Source organism: Sphingomonas sp. BE123 (genome assembly GCF_031456015.1).
GTDB lineage: Bacteria > Pseudomonadota > Alphaproteobacteria > Sphingomonadales > Sphingomonadaceae > Sphingomonas.
In genome coordinates this window covers 421072-436136 of record NZ_JAVDTW010000002.1, presented here as the reverse complement: position 1 = coordinate 436136, position 15065 = coordinate 421072, and the positions used below count along the sequence as shown (strand labels likewise).

The 15065-nt window shown below is 66.7% G+C and carries 14 protein-coding genes; 8 read left to right on the top strand and 6 right to left on the bottom strand.

The window, feature by feature from the left end; all coding sequences use genetic code 11:
• Positions 1-65: 65 nt before the first annotated feature.
• Complete coding sequence (locus J2Y54_RS10365; RefSeq protein WP_310039360.1) at positions 66-1538, bottom strand: DUF389 domain-containing protein; 1473 nt, start codon at positions 1536-1538, stop codon at positions 66-68.
• Between the two features lie 79 nt (positions 1539-1617).
• Between J2Y54_RS10365 and nhaA the strand changes: the two genes are divergently transcribed.
• Together nhaA and J2Y54_RS10355 are read left to right on the top strand one after the other, a co-directional pair.
• Positions 1618-2853, top strand: coding sequence for a Na+/H+ antiporter NhaA (gene nhaA, locus J2Y54_RS10360; protein WP_310039359.1), 1236 nt, complete (start codon positions 1618-1620; stop codon positions 2851-2853).
• Complete coding sequence (locus J2Y54_RS10355; protein WP_310039358.1) at positions 2853-3857, top strand: histone deacetylase family protein; 1005 nt, start codon at positions 2853-2855, stop codon at positions 3855-3857. Before nhaA ends, J2Y54_RS10355 begins: the two co-directional genes overlap by 1 nt.
• Positions 3858-4276: 419 nt before the next feature.
• On the opposite strand, the gene J2Y54_RS10350 is transcribed toward J2Y54_RS10355, so the two are convergent.
• From J2Y54_RS10350 to J2Y54_RS10335, 4 genes are all read right to left on the bottom strand, one after another.
• On the bottom strand, positions 4277-5203 hold the full coding sequence (locus J2Y54_RS10350; RefSeq protein WP_310039357.1) for an electron transfer flavoprotein subunit alpha/FixB family protein: 927 nt from the start codon (positions 5201-5203) through the stop codon (positions 4277-4279).
• The gene (locus J2Y54_RS10345) at positions 5200-5949 is read right to left on the bottom strand and encodes an electron transfer flavoprotein subunit beta/FixA family protein (RefSeq protein WP_310039356.1); all 750 of its coding nucleotides are present in this window, start codon (positions 5947-5949) and stop codon (positions 5200-5202) included. Before J2Y54_RS10345 ends, J2Y54_RS10350 begins: the two co-directional genes overlap by 4 nt.
• A 189-nt stretch (positions 5950-6138) precedes the next feature.
• Positions 6139-7338, bottom strand: a complete 1200-nt coding sequence (gene sucC / locus J2Y54_RS10340) for an ADP-forming succinate--CoA ligase subunit beta (RefSeq protein WP_310039355.1) — start codon at positions 7336-7338, stop codon at positions 6139-6141.
• Positions 7339-7467: 129 nt separating this feature from the next.
• Positions 7468-7791, bottom strand: coding sequence for a hypothetical protein (locus tag J2Y54_RS10335; protein ID WP_310039353.1), 324 nt, complete (start codon positions 7789-7791; stop codon positions 7468-7470).
• A gap of 22 nt (positions 7792-7813) precedes the next feature.
• Between J2Y54_RS10335 and J2Y54_RS10330 the strand changes: the two genes are divergently transcribed.
• Both J2Y54_RS10330 and J2Y54_RS10325 read left to right on the top strand, forming a co-directional pair.
• On the top strand, positions 7814-8317 hold the full coding sequence (locus J2Y54_RS10330; RefSeq protein WP_310039352.1) for a sterol desaturase family protein: 504 nt from the start codon (positions 7814-7816) through the stop codon (positions 8315-8317).
• Positions 8318-8358: 41 nt separating this feature from the next.
• Positions 8359-9060, top strand: coding sequence for a sulfite exporter TauE/SafE family protein (locus J2Y54_RS10325; protein ID WP_405052908.1), 702 nt, complete (start codon positions 8359-8361; stop codon positions 9058-9060).
• 178 nt (positions 9061-9238) lie between these two features.
• Here J2Y54_RS10325 and J2Y54_RS10320 read toward each other — a convergent pair whose 3' ends face one another.
• Complete coding sequence (locus tag J2Y54_RS10320) at positions 9239-10174, bottom strand: ribose-phosphate pyrophosphokinase (protein ID WP_310039351.1); 936 nt, start codon at positions 10172-10174, stop codon at positions 9239-9241.
• Between the two features lie 239 nt (positions 10175-10413).
• On the opposite strand from J2Y54_RS10320, the gene J2Y54_RS10315 reads away from it, so the two are divergent.
• From J2Y54_RS10315 to J2Y54_RS10300, 4 genes are read left to right on the top strand one after another with little or no spacing between them, the layout of a single operon-like run.
• The gene (locus J2Y54_RS10315) at positions 10414-11697 is read left to right on the top strand and encodes a 3-methyl-2-oxobutanoate dehydrogenase (2-methylpropanoyl-transferring) subunit alpha (RefSeq protein ID WP_310039350.1); all 1284 of its coding nucleotides are present in this window, start codon (positions 10414-10416) and stop codon (positions 11695-11697) included.
• Entirely contained in the window at positions 11682-12536 is an 855-nt protein-coding gene (locus J2Y54_RS10310; protein WP_310039348.1) for a serine aminopeptidase domain-containing protein, read from the top strand. Before J2Y54_RS10315 ends, J2Y54_RS10310 begins: the two co-directional genes overlap by 16 nt.
• Positions 12537-12595: 59 nt before the next feature.
• On the top strand, positions 12596-13600 hold the full coding sequence (locus tag J2Y54_RS10305; RefSeq protein ID WP_310041276.1) for an alpha-ketoacid dehydrogenase subunit beta: 1005 nt from the start codon (positions 12596-12598) through the stop codon (positions 13598-13600).
• 5 nt (positions 13601-13605) lie between these two features.
• The gene (locus J2Y54_RS10300) at positions 13606-14925 is read left to right on the top strand and encodes a dihydrolipoamide acetyltransferase family protein (protein WP_310039346.1); all 1320 of its coding nucleotides are present in this window, start codon (positions 13606-13608) and stop codon (positions 14923-14925) included.
• Positions 14926-15065: the final 140 nt, after the last annotated feature.

Here is a 15065-nt window from a genome sequence, read left to right as displayed (position 1 = left end):
TTGCCTCGGGCCCCCTCCACCACCGCCTTCGGCGGCGGTCCCCCTCCCCGTTCCGGGGAGGATTTTTAGTTCGCCTCTTCCGGCGCGAGCCAGCGCAGGCGGGCCGGGGCGGTGCCGTTGCCGGTGACGCGGGCGTCGACGCCGGCTTCGCTGAGCGCGTCGGCCACGATTTGCGCGCCATTGCCCGATATGCCGATCGGAAGCTTGATCCGCTGGGCCGCCCAGATTGCCGTCGCGAGCGCTTCGGCGTCGGGCGTGTCGTCCGCGACCGCGATGTCGGGGAGCGCGGCGACGGGCGGGACCAGCATGACGGTCCAGCCCTGCACCCCGGCGGCGACGCGGGTTTCGAGCGCGCGATAGGCGGCGAGGTTGGCGCCGGGCAGCGGGGCGGCGTTGACCACCGCGCGGCGATTGTCGCGGTCGAGCAGCACCGCGTCGGGCTTGACCCCGGCGATCAGCGCGAGCTGTTCCTGCGCGCGCGCGGCGAGGCGGTTGGCGGCGCTGGCGCTGGAGGCTTGCGCCGCGGCGACCTGAGCGGCTTCGGCCTGGGCGCCGGTGCCGACGCGGATCTGTTCGAGCTCGACCGCGACCGGGCGGCCGACCAGTTGCGCGAGCACCCCGGCGGCGCGGCGTTCGACATCCTCGCTGACACGCGGGGTCAGGACGGTGGCCGTCACCCGCACGGGATCGCTTTCATAGTCGATCTCGACCTGGCTGAGCCGCGCGGCACCTTCGAACTCGCCGCTGATCACGTCGCGAATCTGGCGCGAGGTGTTGGCTTCCCACCCGAGCTGAACCAGCACCAGCCCGAGCGGAATCGCAAAGGCCGCGAGCGCGACGGTGACGACGACCGTCTGCAGCATCGTATGCTGGGGCGAGAGGTGCGAGCCGAAGCCGTAGAGGCGCGCGACCACGGCGGCGGCGACCGCGATGGTGATGAGGTTGGTCAGGAACAGCAGCAGCGACCCGGCGAACACGGTCCAGTTCCACGTCGCAAGGCCGAAGCCCACCACCGCGATCGGCGGCATCAGGGCGGTGGCGATGGCGACGCCCACCACCGTGCCCGCCCGGCCGCGGATCATCGCATAGGCGCCGGCAAGCGCCGAGAAGAGCGCGACGAGCAGGTCGAACAGGTTTGGGCGGGTGCGCGCGGCGATTTCCGCCGTCACATTCTGGATCGGCGAAACGAGCACGAGCAGCGCGGTAAACAGGATCGCGATCACGAATCCGAGCGCGACCGCGATGGCGGACGTGCGAATTTCGTCCCAGTCGAACGTCGCAAGGCCGAAACCGAGGCCGATGATCGGCCCCATCAGCGGCGAGATCAGCATCGCGCCGATCACCACCGCCGGCGACGATAGCAGCAGGCCGAGCACCGCGATGCCCGCCGACATGAGCGTCATGAAGGCGTAGCGGCCGGTAAATCCCGCGTCGTCGCGCACCTTTTCGACGACATCGACATGATCGACCGTGGCGATCACCCGCGTGCGCCACCAGGCGACGAGCGGATTGTCGGGCTTCAACAAGGCGATGCTCATATCCGCGCCTCTAAGGGGTTTGCCGGGGCGCCGCCAGCGGTTAGGCAGGATCGGGAACCGCAATTTACAGGGGAAGTTCATGGCCGCGCGGAACAACCAGGCAGGACGATCGATGCTGCGCACCTTTTTGCAGAGCGAGGCAGCGGGCGGCATCATCCTGATGGCGGCAGCGGCGCTGGCGATGCTGGTCGCCAATCTGCCGGGTATTTCCGAAGCCTATTTCCACCTGCTGCACCTCGATACCGGGCCGGTGATCAGCCCGAAATACGGGTCGATGAGCGTGCATCTGTGGATCAACGATGCGCTGATGGCGATTTTCTTCCTGTTCGTGGGCCTGGAGATCAAGCGCGAGTTCATCGACGGACAGCTCGCCACCTGGGAGCATCGTCGCCTTCCGATCGTCGCGGCGGCGGCGGGGATGGTGGGACCGGCGCTGGTCTATCTTTTCATCACCGGGTGGGATGGCCCGCTGGTCAATGGCTGGGCGATTCCGGCAGCGACCGACATCGCCTTTGCCATCGGCGTGCTGGCGCTGCTCGGCAGCCGCGCGCCCGCCTCGCTCAAGCTGTTCCTGACCACGGTGGCGATCGTCGATGATATGGGCGCGGTGGCGATCATCGCGATTGCCTATACCGCCGAACTGTCGACGCTGTATCTGGCGATGGGCGCGCTGGTGATGGCGACGATGTATGTGCTCAACCGCAGCGGGGTGAAGCGGCTGTGGCCCTATCTGCTGCTCGGCGCGGCCTTGTGGTATTTCGTGTTCATGTCGGGCGTCCATGCCACCATCGCGGGCGTGCTGACCGCGATGATGGTGCCGATCACCACCAGCCCGGGCGCGTGCGACGATGCCGAATCGCCGCTGCACAAGCTCGAGCATGCACTCGCCCCATGGGTCGCCTATCTGATCGTGCCGGTGTTCGGCTTTGCCAATGCCGGTGTGAGCCTGACCGGCATGAGCCCGGCGATCCTGCTCGAACCGCTGCCGCTGGGCATTGCCGCGGGCCTGTTCCTGGGCAAGCAGTTCGGCATTTTCGGAAGCATCTGGCTCGCCGCGAAGCTGCGCTTTGCCGCGCCTCCGGGCGGGGCGACCTGGCTGCAGCTCTATGCGGTCGCGATGCTGTGCGGCATCGGCTTTACGATGAGCCTGTTCATCGGCGGGCTGGCCTTCCCCGGCAATGAGTTGCTGGTCGACGAGGTCAAGATCGGGGTGCTGAGCGGATCGATCCTGTCGGCGGTGCTCGGCTATACGATTCTGCGCTTCGCCCCGCGCTGGCGCGAAGGTGGCAGCGGCGACGCCGACCGCACCGGCTGATGCGCTGTTTCTACGATCCCGGCCAGCTCGCGCATGCCCCGGCGCGCGAGCTGCATAATGGCGCGTTCGTGCCCTATGCCGAAACGCCCGCGCGGGCGGCGGCGATTGCGGCGACGCTGGGCACGACCGAGCTGCCGCAGGATCGCGGCGAGGCAGCGATCCGCGCGGTGCATGACGCGGGTTATGTCGATTTCCTCAAGACCGCCCCGGCGCGCTGGGCCGAGGCGGGACGGCCGGGCGATGTCATGGGCTATGTCTGGCCGACGCGGCGGCGACCGGGACTGAAGCTCGACCGGATCGACGCGCTGGTCGGGCAGTACAGCATCGACGTGGTCACGCCGCTGACGCCGCAGAGCTGGGACGCGGCCTATCGCAGCACGCAGTGCGCGCTGGCGGCGACGCATGCGGTGCTGGCGGGAGAGCGCGCGGCGTTCGCGCTGTCGCGGCCGCCGGGGCATCATGCCGGGGCCGACTATATGGGCGGCTATTGCTACCTCAACCATGTCGCGGTCGCGGCGCAGGCGGCGCGCGATGCGGGAGTCGGGCGGGTCGCGATCCTCGATATCGACTATCACCACGGCAACGGGACGCAGGACATTTTCTGGGAGCGCGGCGATGTCGTGTTCGCATCGATCCATGCCGACCCCGCGACCGACTTCCCCTTCTATTGGGGGCATGCCGACGAGATTGGCGAAGGGGACGGCGCAGGCGCGACGCTCAACCTGCCATTGCCGCGCGGAACGCGGATCGATGCGTTCCGGCGGGCGCAGGAGCGGGCGCTGGCGATGATCGCGGCGTCGGGGGCGGAGTTGCTGCTGGTCAGTTTCGGGGCGGATACCTTTGTCGGCGATCCGATTTCGCAGTTCGCGCTGGAGACGGCGGACTATGCGGTGCTGGGGCGGGACATCGCGGCTGCCGGACTGCCGACCGCGATCGTGATGGAAGGCGGCTATGCGATCGACGCGCTGGGGGCGAATGTGGCCAGCTTTTTGAGCGGGTTCTGAGCGGCGCGCCATTTTTTCGCGGGGCGTGGAACCAAATGCGATGCGGGGGCGTTAATTTCCCGCTTGATCGAGAGAAAGAGCATTTAGACGATCCGAACCCATGTGGAACGGATCGTCCAGGGAGCCCCGCCGCAGCGATGCGACGGGGCTTACTTGTATTCGGGAAGGGCGCCTATCTCACGCCTCCCCTGCCCCGCATGAGAGGCCGCAGCGCTTAGCGATGACGGAGGCCCCGCACCGCAAAAAGCGAAACTCTGCCGAGCTGGTACCCGCCGTCTTCGCGGCGGCCCCTCCACCACCGCCTTCGGCGGCGGTCCCCCTCCCCGAGACAAGCTCGGGGAGAAATTGCCGAAGAGCCAAACGAAAGGCGCCGCCAACCTTTCGGCTAGCGACGCCTTCATTCTACTTCTCCGATCCGCTTACAGCTTCTCGGTCAACTCGGGCACGATCTTGAACAGGTCGCCGACCAGGCCGATGTCCGCGACCTGGAAGATCGGGGCGTCTTCGTCCTTGTTGATCGCGATGATCGTCTTGCTGTCCTTCATGCCGGCGAGGTGCTGGATCGCGCCCGAGATGCCGACCGCGACATAGACTTCGGGGGCGACGATCTTGCCGGTCTGGCCGACCTGATAATCGTTGGGGGCGTAGCCCGCATCGACCGCAGCGCGGCTGGCGCCGACCGCGGCCCCGAGCTTGTCGGCGAGCGGGTCGATCATTGCGTGGAACTGTTCGCCCGAGCCGAGCGCGCGGCCGCCCGAGACGATGATCTTGGCGCTGGTCAGTTCGGGGCGCTCGCTCTTGGCGATCTCTGCGCTCACGAAGCTCGACAGGCCCTTGTCACCGGTGCCCGAGACGGTTTCGACGCTCGCGGAGCCGCCTTCGGTCGCCGCCTTGTCGAAGGCGGTGCCGCGCACGGTCAGCACCTTCTTGGCATCCGACGAGGTAACGGTGGCGATCGCGTTGCCGGCATAGATCGGGCGGGTGAACTGGTCGCCCTCAATCCCGATCACTTCGCTGATCTGCATCACGTCGAGCAACGCGGCGACGCGCGGCGCGATATTCTTGCCGGTGGTGGTGGCGGGCGCGACGAACGCGTCATAGCCGGCCATCAGATCGGCAACGAGCGGCGCCACGTTTTCGGCGAGCGCATTGGCATAGGCCGCGTCGTCGGCGAGCAGCACCTTGGACACGCCCGCAATCTTTGCGGCGGCGTCGGCGGCAGCCTGCGCGCCCGAGCCCGCGACCAGCGCGACAACATCGCCCAGCTTGCCCGCAGCGGTCACGGCGGCGAGCGTTGCGTCCTTTACCGACGCATTGTCATGTTCGACCCAGACCAGAACGCTCATGCCACAACTCCCAGTGCCTTGAGCTTGCCGACAAGCTCATCCACATCCGCAACCTTGACGCCGGCGGTGCGCTTGGCCGGCTCTTCGACCTTCACCACCGACAGGCGCGGCGTCACATCGACGCCGTAATCGGCCGGGGTCTTGGTCGCGAGCGGCTTGCTCTTTGCCTTCATGATGTTGGGCAGCGAGGCGTAGCGCGGCTCGTTCAGGCGAAGATCGGTGGTGACGATCGCGGGCACGTTGAGCTTCACCGTTTCGAGGCCGCCATCGACTTCGCGGGTCACGTCGACGCTGTCGCCCGACACTTCGACCTTGCTGGCGAAGGTGCCCTGGCCCCAGCCGAGCAGCGCGCCGAGCATCTGGCCGGTCTGGTTGTTGTCGTCGTCAATCGCCTGCTTGCCCAGGATGATCAGGCCGGGCTGCTCTTCCTCAGCGACCTTGGCGAGCAGCTTGGCAACGCCGAGCGGCTCGACCGGACCTTCGGCGGTGATCAGGATCGCGCGGTCGGCGCCCATCGCCAGCGCGGTGCGCAGCGTTTCCTGGGCCTTGGCCTCGCCGATCGAGACCACGACGATCTCGGTCGCCGCGCCCTTTTCCTTCAGGCGAATCGCTTCCTCGACCGCGATTTCGTCGAACGGGTTCATGCTCATCTTGACGTTGGCAAGATCCACGCCCGTCCCGTCCGCCTTCACGCGGGGCTTTACGTTATAGTCAAGCACACGCTTGACCGGCACCAGCACTTTCATCGCGTCCTCCGCTCCAATCGCGTCGTTTTAAAGGTTCGAGTCCGTTCGTCCCTAGAAGGGTTTTTGCCGTTTTCGCAAGTCCGGTATGGAATCATACGATTGCCGTAGCGTCACCCGCGCAAACGAAAAAGGGGCCCGACGCGGATGACGCGCCAGACCCCCTTTCAATGGGTGTTCCAGGGGCCGCGATCAAGCAGCCGACTGGACCTCCGCCACAATCTTCTTCGCTGCGTCGCCCAGATCATTGGCCGGGACGATGGCGAGACCGGAGTTCGCCAGGATCTCCTTGCCCTGCTCGACATTGGTGCCTTCGAGGCGGACGACCAGCGGGACCGACAGGTTCACTTCCTTCGCCGCGGCGACGATGCCCTCGGCGATGATGTCGCACTTCATGATCCCGCCGAAGATGTTGACGAGGATGCCCTTCACCGCCGGATCGGCGAGGATGATCTTGAACGCGGCGGTGACCTTTTCCTTGTTCGCGCCGCCGCCGACGTCGAGGAAGTTGGCCGGGAACATGCCGTTGAGCTTGATGATGTCCATCGTCGCCATGGCCAGGCCCGCGCCGTTGACCATGCAGCCGATGTCGCCGTCGAGCTTGATGTAGGCGAGGTCGTACTTCGACGCCTCGAGCTCCATCGGATCTTCTTCGGTGGTGTCGCGCAGTTCCATCAGGTCCTTGTGACGGAACATGGCGTTGCCGTCGAAACCGACCTTGGCGTCGAGGACGAGGAGGTTGCCCTGCTCGGTCAGCGCGAGCGGGTTGACCTCGATCTGCTCGGCGTCGGTCGCGAGGAAGGCGGCGTAGAGCGAGGCAGCGACCTTGGCCGCCTGCTTCGCCTGATCGCCGGTCAGGCCGAGCGCGGCAGCAACGGTGCGGCCGTGATGCGGCATGAAGCCGGTCGCGGGATCGACCGAGAAGCTGTGGATCTTCTCAGGGGTCGAGTGGGCGACTTCCTCGATGTCCATGCCGCCTTCGGTCGACACGACGAAGGCAACACGGCTGGTCGCGCGATCGACGAGCAGCGCGAGGTAGAATTCCTTGGCGATGTCGGCGCCGTCGGTGACGTAGAGGCGGTTGACCTGCTTGCCCGCTTCGCCGGTCTGGATCGTCACCAGCGTGTTGCCGAGCATGTCCTTGGCATGCGCCTCAACCTCGTCGAGGCTGAAGGCGAGGCGGACGCCGCCCTTGGCTTCGGGGGCGAGCTCCTTGAACTTGCCCTTGCCGCGGCCGCCGGCGTGGATTTGCGACTTCACGACATAGAGCGGCCCGGGGAGCTTCTTGGCAGCTTCGACCGCCTCTTCGACGGTGAAGGCGGCATGCCCGGCAGCGATCGGCGCGCCGTACTTCGCCAGCAGTTCCTTGGCCTGATATTCGTGAATGTTCATGGGATCGCCCTTTGCGTTGCGGCAAAATTCGCGCCGCTTAAGCACAGGGGCGCGGCGGAATCAAATGGCTTGACATCGGCATTGCGACGCAATTGCAATAAGAGAGGTGTTCGCCGCGAAACGAGCGGCTTAGCGCGCCTCTTTGGCAAGGCCGCTGGCGCATAATCCGGCCGAGCTGGTCGCCACGGCGAGGATTTCGGGATCGCCAAGCGCGCGGACGCGGCGCAGGAAGCGGTCGAGCGACTCGGCCTCGCGCGCCTTGGGCAGGTCGGCGATCCGCATCAGCTGGGCCAGACTCAGGCGATCGACCATGCGTTCGGCCATGCACGCAGCGAGCGGTTTGGGCAGGCCGGCATTGGTGAGACCGGTGCGCAGCCGCGCTTCCGGCACGGCGCAGGCGGACAGCGCGGTCAGCGCCGCAATCAGGGGAATCACGCGTCTCGCATCGATCATGTGCAATCGCTATATCGCGCGCATGAGTCTCGCAATCGGCATCGCGCTGTTCCTGCTTACCGTCGCTCTCATGGAGGGCTTTGCCTATGTCGCGCATCGCTGGCTGATGCATGGGCCGGGCTGGTTCCTGCACAAAAGCCATCATTCGCCGCGGTCCGGCAATTGGGAGCTGAACGACCTGTACGCCGCAATCTTTGCGGTGCCGTCGTTCGTGCTGCTGCTCGGCGGGGTGCATCTGGGCTGGTGGGTCGGCTATGCGTGGATCGGCGCGGGCATCGCGGCCTATGGCGCGATCTATTTCGGGTTCCACGACATCATCGTGCACAAGCGGCTCAACACCCGCTACATCCCCAAGTCCAACTATATGAAGCGGATCATCCAGGCGCACCGGCTGCACCATGTGGTCGAGACCAAGCATGGCACGGTCAGCTTCGGGTTCCTCTATGCCCCGCCGCCCGAGAAGCTGAAGGCGCAGTTGAAAGCGCGCGGCAATGCCGGAGTGCGTGAGCCGGTCGGCCGCTTCTGATCGCCGACCCGCTCTTTTACGCGCTGGCGGTCCCGGCAGTCATGCTGCTGGGGCTGGCCAAGGGCGGCTTTGCCGGCGCCGGCGCGCTGTCGCTGCCGATGATCGCGTTCGCCACCGACCCGGTACAGGCCGCCGCGATCCTGTTGCCGATCCTGATCGCGCAGGATGTCGTGGGGGTGTGGGCGTTCCGGCGGAGCGTGGACGGGTTCGTGCTGGGGTGGACGCTGGCGGGCGCGGTAATCGGGATCGCGATCGGTTACTGGTTCGCCGCGAGCGTGTCGGCGGACGCGGTGCTGGCGATGGTCGGCGGCATCTCGATCCTGTTCGGCGCGTACCGGCTGTGGAAGGACCGGATCGGCGGGGGCGCGGCGTCGCGTTCGCCCGGATGGGTCGGGTCGCTGTTCGGAATCGCGTCGGGCTTTACCAGCCAGGTCGCGCATGCCGGGCAGCCGCCCTGGCAGCTATGGGTGCTGCCGCGCGGGTTGTCGCGCGACATGCTGGTGGGGACGACCGCGGTCTATTTTGCGCTCGTCAACTGGATCAAGGTTCCGGCCTATCTGGCGCTGGGGCAGTTCACGCGGGAGAATCTGCTGACTGCGGCGGCGCTGATGCCGGTGGCGATCGGATCGACCGTTGCCGGCGTGTGGCTGGTGCGACGCGTGGCGCCGGAGCGATTCTATACCGCGATCTACTGGCTGATGATCGGCGTCGGGGTGGTGCTGGTGGCGAAGGCGGTAGGGTGACCCAGTTCCTCCCCTGAGCTTGGCTCAGGGGAGGGGGACCGCCGCCGAAGGCGGTGGTGGAGGGGCGGCTGCGCAGGCAGCCGTGAACAGCTCGGCAAAATTCCGCCCTCTTCGGGGCGGCCCCTCCGTCAGCGCTGCGCGCTGCCCCCTCCCCCAGCGAGCTGGGGGAGGAATTAGGTCAGTCGAACAGGCTCGACACCGAGCTTTCGTCCGCAATCCGGCGAATCGCCTCGGCGAGCAGCGGCGCGATGGTGAGGTGGCGGATCCTATGCGCCTGATCGACCACGGCGTGGTTGCCGATCGAGTCGGTGATGACGAGCTCACGCAGCGCCGACCCGTCGACCCGCGCGACCGCGCCGCCCGACAGCACGCCGTGCGTACAATAGGCGACGACGTCCTCGGCCCCCGCCGCCTTGAGCGCGGCGGCCGCGTTGCATAAAGTCCCGGCCGAATCGACGATATCGTCGATCAGGATGCAGAAGCGGCCTTCGACCTCGCCGATGATGTTCATCACTTCGGATTCGCCGGCCTTTTCACGACGCTTGTCGACGATCGCGAGCGGCGCGTTGTCGAGCCGCTTGGCGAGCGCACGCGCACGGACCACGCCGCCCACGTCGGGCGAGACGACCATCAGGTTACGGTCGGAGAAGCGCGCCTTGATATCCTCGCTCATCACCGGGGCGCCGAACAGATTGTCGGTCGGGATGTCGAAAAAGCCCTGAATCTGGCCGGCATGCAGATCGACCGAAAGGACGCGGTTGGCACCGGCGGTGGTGATCAGATTGGCGACCAGCTTGGCCGAGATCGGGGTGCGCGGACCCGGCTTCCGATCCTGCCGGGCATAGCCGAAATAGGGCAGGACGGCAGTGATGCGCTTGGCCGATGCACGGCGCAGCGCATCGATCATGATCAGCAATTCCATCAGGTTGTCGTTCGCCGGATAGGCGGTCGACTGAAGCACGAACACGTCCTCGCCGCGGACATTTTCGAGGATCTCGACGAAGATTTCCTCATCCGCAAAGCGGCGCACATTCGCCTTGGTCAGCGGAATTTCGAGATAGGACGCGATCGCCTGGGCGAGCGGCAGGTTCGAGTTGCCAGCCATCAGTTTCATACGCGCGTCGCTCCCGGTGTCATGGAATTGTCTTCCCCTTAGGCAGGTGAATCGCTCGCGAAAAGGGGGCGTTTGGCCTAAGCTGTATCGCCGGCCTGTCCCGCAGCCAGACGGATCGGGTCAGGACAGCAATGCTGCCCCATCTCGACTCGCGGCTTGAAACAATATAATCAGGCGGCGAAATACTATTCCGCACGTCCATGGGCGAAGCGGAAGCCATTCTAGACGCTGGAGAGAGCATGGCGGACGCCCCGCGCCCCAACCTACCCCCGCTGAGCCTGCATGTGCCGGAGCCGCGGTTCCGCCCTGGCGATGCGGTCGATTTCGCCGCAGTCGATGTGCCGCCCGCCGGCGCACAGCCCCGTCCCGACACGGCGGCCGATCCGGCCAGCTTTCACGACCTGTCCTACACGCTGGTGCGGGTGCTGGACGAATCGGGCCAGGCGGTCGGCCCGTGGAACCCGCGCCTGTCGCCCGACACGCTGCGCACGATGCTGCGCGACATGGCGCTGGTGCGCGCGTTCGACGAGCGCATGTTCCGCGCCCAGCGGCAGGGCAAGACAAGCTTCTACATGAAGTGCACCGGCGAGGAGGCGGTGGCGATTGCCGCGACCCATGCGCTGGCCAGCGACGACATGTGCTTCCCCAGCTATCGCCAGCAGGGCATCCTGATCGCGCGCGGCTACAGCCTGGTTCAGATGATGAACCAGATCTATTCCAACAGCGGCGACGAGCTGCAGGGCAAGCAGTTGCCGATCATGTATTCGTCGCGCGAGAAGGGGTTCTTCTCGATCTCCGGCAACCTTGCGACGCAATATCCGCAGGCGGTGGGCTGGGCGATGGCGAGCGCGGCCAAGGGCGACACGCGCATAGCCGCCGTGTGGTGCGGCGAAGGATCGACGGCGGAGGGCGACTTCCACTCGGCGATGACCTTTGCCACCGTCTACAAGGCGCCGGTCATCCTCAACGTCGTCAACAACCAGTGGGCGATTTCGAGCTTTTCGGGCTTTGCCGGCGCCGAGGCGACGACCTTTGCCGCGCGCGCCATCGGCTATGGCATGGCCGGGCTGCGCGTCGACGGCAATGACGCGCTGGCGGTCTATGCCGCGACGCAATGGGCGGCCGAGCGCGCACGGACCAATCAGGGCCCGACGCTGATCGAGCATTTCACCTATCGCGCCGAGGGCCATTCCACGTCCGACGATCCGAGCCAGTATCGCAGCGCGGGCGAACCCGGCGCCTGGCCGCTGGGCGACCCGGTCGCGCGGCTGAAGGCGCATCTGATCGCGATCGGCGAGTGGGACGAGGAGCGCCACGCGGCGCAGGACCGCGAGGTCGCCGAACTGGTCAAGGCATCGCAGAAGGAAGCCGAGAAGAACGGCATCCTGGGCCATGGCCTGCACCAGCCGCTCGATTCGCTGTTCGACGGGGTGTTCGAGGAAATGCCCTGGCACCTCAAGGAACAGCGCCAGATGATGCTGGACGAGGAAGAGGCGAGCGGCCGGCCATGGGCGCGCAAGTGATTGCCCGGCGCGCCCTGCTGGGCGGTGCGGTCGCGCTGGGCGGGCTGGGGCTCGCCCCGGCCGCGGTGCTGGCCCGGTCCGGCACGGCGCGGGAAGAGACGCTGCGCGTGTCGGCGACGCGCACGACCCAGATGTGGGTGTGGCAGGCCGCGCAGCCGCGCGGGATTGCAGTGTTCTCACACGGCCATGGCGGCGCGCCGCTGCGCTATGGGTTGATCGTCGAACAGCTGGTGCGCGATGGCTGGACTGTCGCCGCGCCGCTGCATGTCGATTCGCTCAGCCACCCCGACCGCGCGAAATTTTCCGCACAGGCCGGCTTCCCCGAACGCATCAACGACCTCAACGCCGCGATCGCGCTGCTGCAGGCGCGCATGCCGGACCTGCCGGTAATCTGTGCCGGGCACAGTTTCGGGACATTGTCGGCGCTGTGCCTGGGCGGCGGGCTCGCCTATTTCTCGCGCTTTCGCAATCCGGCGGTGCGCGCGGTGGTCGGCTTTTCCTCGCCCGGCAAGGTGGCGGGACTGGTGCGGCCGACGGCCTTTGCCAGTGTCGACCTGCCGGTGCTGATGATCAGCGGGACCGCCGACACCGTGCCCGGGTTCGTCACCGACCCCGCCGACCACCTGTTCGTCAGCGAGACGGTGGCCGGGCCCAGCTATGCCTATGTGGTCAAGGACGGCGGGCACAATCTGATCGTCGAAACCGCCGCGCTGCAGCGGGTGAAGCCGGCGCTCGACGCCTTTCTCGCCGGGCATGGCCGCGGCGACGCAGGCGCGCGGCGGGCGCTTGCCGCGCTGAAGCCATCGACCGGAGACCGTTTCCTGGTGAAGAACGCATGACCGACATTGTAGAACAGATGCCCGCCACGCAGACCGGCGATGCCGGCGACACCGTGCGCATGAACATGATCCAGGCGATCAATTCCGCCATGGACGTGATGATGGCCCGCGATCCCGATGTGATCGTGATGGGCGAGGATGTCGGCTATTTCGGCGGCGTGTTTCGCGCCACCGCCGGGCTGCAGGCTAAATATGGCAAGACCCGCGTGTTCGACACGCCGATCACCGAATGCGGCATCGTCGGCGTGGCGATCGGCATGGGCGCATATGGCCTGCGCCCGGTGCCCGAGATCCAGTTCGCCGATTATATCTACCCCGCGCTCGACCAGCTGGTGAGCGAGGCGGCGCGGCTGCGTTATCGCTCGGCGGGGCAGTTCATCGCGCCGCTGACGGTGCGCTCGCCCTTTGGCGGCGGCATTTTTGGCGGGCAGACGCACAGCCAGAGCCCCGAGGGCATCTTTACCCATGTGTCGGGCGTGAAGACGGTGATCCCGTCTACGCCGTATGACGCCAAGGGGCTGTTGATCGCGTCGATCGAGGACAATGACCCGGTCATCTTCTTCGAGCCCAAGCGCATCTATAACGGCCCGTTCAACGGCCATTGGGATCGCCCGGCGGAAAACTGGTCGAAGCATCCCGGCGGCGCGGTGCCCGAGGGCTATTACCGGATCGAGCTGGGCAAGGCAGCGGTCGTGCGGCCGGGCAGCGCGCTGACGATCCTGGCCTATGGCACGATGGTGCACGTGGTGAAGGCGACGGTCGAGGATATGGGCGTCGATGCCGAGATCATCGACCTGCGCACGTTGGTCCCGCTCGACATCGACACGATCGAGGAATCGGTGAAGAAAACCGGGCGCTGCATGATCGTGCACGAGGCGACGCGCACCGGCGGGTTCGGCGCGGAGCTGTCGGCACTGGTGCAGGAGCGCTGCTTCTACCACCTCGAGGCGCCGATCGAGCGTGTCACCGGATTCGACACGCCATATCCCCATAGCCTTGAATGGGCTTATTTCCCCGGGCCGGTCCGCATCGGACAGGCACTCAAGAAGATTCTGAAGGACTGATCGCGATGGCACGCTTTACGTTCCGCCTGCCCGACATTGGCGAAGGCATCGCCGAGGCCGAGATCGTCGCCTGGCACGTCAAGGTCGGCGACCGGGTCGAGGAAGACCAACAGGTCGCCGACATGATGACCGACAAGGCGACCGTCGAGATGGAATCGCCGGTATCGGGCGTGGTGGTCGAACTGGCCGGTGAGGTCGGTGACCAGGTCGCGATCGGATCCGCGCTGATGGTCGTCGAGACCGAGGACGCGGTGGCCGAGGATGCTCCGGTGGCGGCGGCGCCGGTCGCCGCGGCGGTCGAGGAACAGGTCGAGGCGGAGACGCCGGGGGTCCCGGACGTGGTTGAGGAAAAGCCCTCTCCCCTTCAGGGGAGAGGGTTGGGAGAGGGGGACTCTCCGCAAGCGCCGTCGCCCGCTGATGTGCCCCTCTCCCCGACCCTCTCCCCTGAAGGGGAGAGGGAGATCAGGCAGGTCCTCGCCTCCCCCGCCGTGCGTGCGCGCGCCAAGGATCTGGGCGTCGATCTGGCCGATGTGAAGCATGACGGGCAGCATGTCCGCCATGCCGATCTCGACGCCTATCTGCGCTATGGCAGCGGGCAGGGCTATCACGCGCCGCACGCCAGCCGCGCGCGCGACGACGAGGCGGTCAAGGTGATCGGCATGCGTCGCCGCATCGCCGAGAATATGGCGGCGGCGAAGCGCGCGATCCCGCACTTCACCTATGTCGACGAGATCGACGTGACCGCGCTGGAGGCGATGCGCGCCGACCTCAACGCCAATCGCGGGTCGCGACCCAAGCTGACGATGCTGCCGTTCCTGATCGTCGCGATCTGCCGCACCCTGCCCGATTTCCCGATGCTCAACGCGCGCTATGACGATGAGGGCGGCGTGGTGACGCGGCACGGGCGCGTGCACATGGGCATGGCGACGCAGACCGATGCCGGCCTGACCGTGCCGGTCATCCGTGACGCGCAGGACATGAATGTGTGGCAGCTGGCGAGCGAGATCGGTCGCCTGGCCGAAGCGGCGCGGACCGGCAAGATCAAGTCGGAAGAGCTGCAGGGCGGGACGATCACGATCACCTCGCTCGGCCCGCTGGGCGGCATCGCGACGACGCCGGTGATCAACCGGCCGGAGGTTGCGATCATCGGCCCGAACAAGATCGTCGAGCGCCCCGTCTTTGTCGGCGACGACATTGTCCGCGCCAAGCTGATGAACCTGTCGATCAGCTGCGACCATCGCGTCGTCGATGGCTGGGACGCGGCGAGCTATGTCCAGGCGCTGCGCAAGCTGCTCGAAACGCCGGTGTTGTTGTTCGCGGATTGAAATTGATCCTCCCCCGCAAGGGGGAGGTGGCGCCGAAGGCGACGGAGGGGGAGGACGGCGACGTCCTCCCCTTTTTTGCCGTCGTGCTTCCGCCCCCTCCGTCAGCTACGCTGCCACCTCCCCCTGGCGGGGGAGGATTT

What these genes read in the sequence shown, in the direction of transcription:
- J2Y54_RS10365 (WP_310039360.1), bottom strand. Translation starts at nt 1,538, where the DNA reads ATGAGCATCGCCTTGTTGAAGCCCGACAATCCGCTCGTCGCCTGGTGG.
- nhaA (WP_310039359.1), top strand. Translation starts at nt 1,618, where the DNA reads ATGGCCGCGCGGAACAACCAGGCAGGACGATCGATGCTGCGCACCTTT.
- J2Y54_RS10355 (WP_310039358.1), top strand. Translation starts at nt 2,853, where the DNA reads ATGCGCTGTTTCTACGATCCCGGCCAGCTCGCGCATGCCCCGGCGCGC.
- J2Y54_RS10350 (WP_310039357.1), bottom strand. Translation starts at nt 5,203, where the DNA reads ATGAGCGTTCTGGTCTGGGTCGAACATGACAATGCGTCGGTAAAGGAC.
- J2Y54_RS10345 (WP_310039356.1), bottom strand. Translation starts at nt 5,949, where the DNA reads ATGAAAGTGCTGGTGCCGGTCAAGCGTGTGCTTGACTATAACGTAAAG.
- sucC (WP_310039355.1), bottom strand. Translation starts at nt 7,338, where the DNA reads ATGAACATTCACGAATATCAGGCCAAGGAACTGCTGGCGAAGTACGGC.
- J2Y54_RS10335 (WP_310039353.1), bottom strand. Translation starts at nt 7,791, where the DNA reads ATGATCGATGCGAGACGCGTGATTCCCCTGATTGCGGCGCTGACCGCG.
- J2Y54_RS10330 (WP_310039352.1), top strand. Translation starts at nt 7,814, where the DNA reads ATGAGTCTCGCAATCGGCATCGCGCTGTTCCTGCTTACCGTCGCTCTC.
- J2Y54_RS10325 (WP_405052908.1), top strand. Translation starts at nt 8,359, where the DNA reads ATGCTGCTGGGGCTGGCCAAGGGCGGCTTTGCCGGCGCCGGCGCGCTG.
- J2Y54_RS10320 (WP_310039351.1), bottom strand. Translation starts at nt 10,174, where the DNA reads ATGAAACTGATGGCTGGCAACTCGAACCTGCCGCTCGCCCAGGCGATC.
- J2Y54_RS10315 (WP_310039350.1), top strand. Translation starts at nt 10,414, where the DNA reads ATGGCGGACGCCCCGCGCCCCAACCTACCCCCGCTGAGCCTGCATGTG.
- J2Y54_RS10310 (WP_310039348.1), top strand. Translation starts at nt 11,682, where the DNA reads ATGGGCGCGCAAGTGATTGCCCGGCGCGCCCTGCTGGGCGGTGCGGTC.
- J2Y54_RS10305 (WP_310041276.1), top strand. Translation starts at nt 12,596, where the DNA reads ATGAACATGATCCAGGCGATCAATTCCGCCATGGACGTGATGATGGCC.
- J2Y54_RS10300 (WP_310039346.1), top strand. Translation starts at nt 13,606, where the DNA reads ATGGCACGCTTTACGTTCCGCCTGCCCGACATTGGCGAAGGCATCGCC.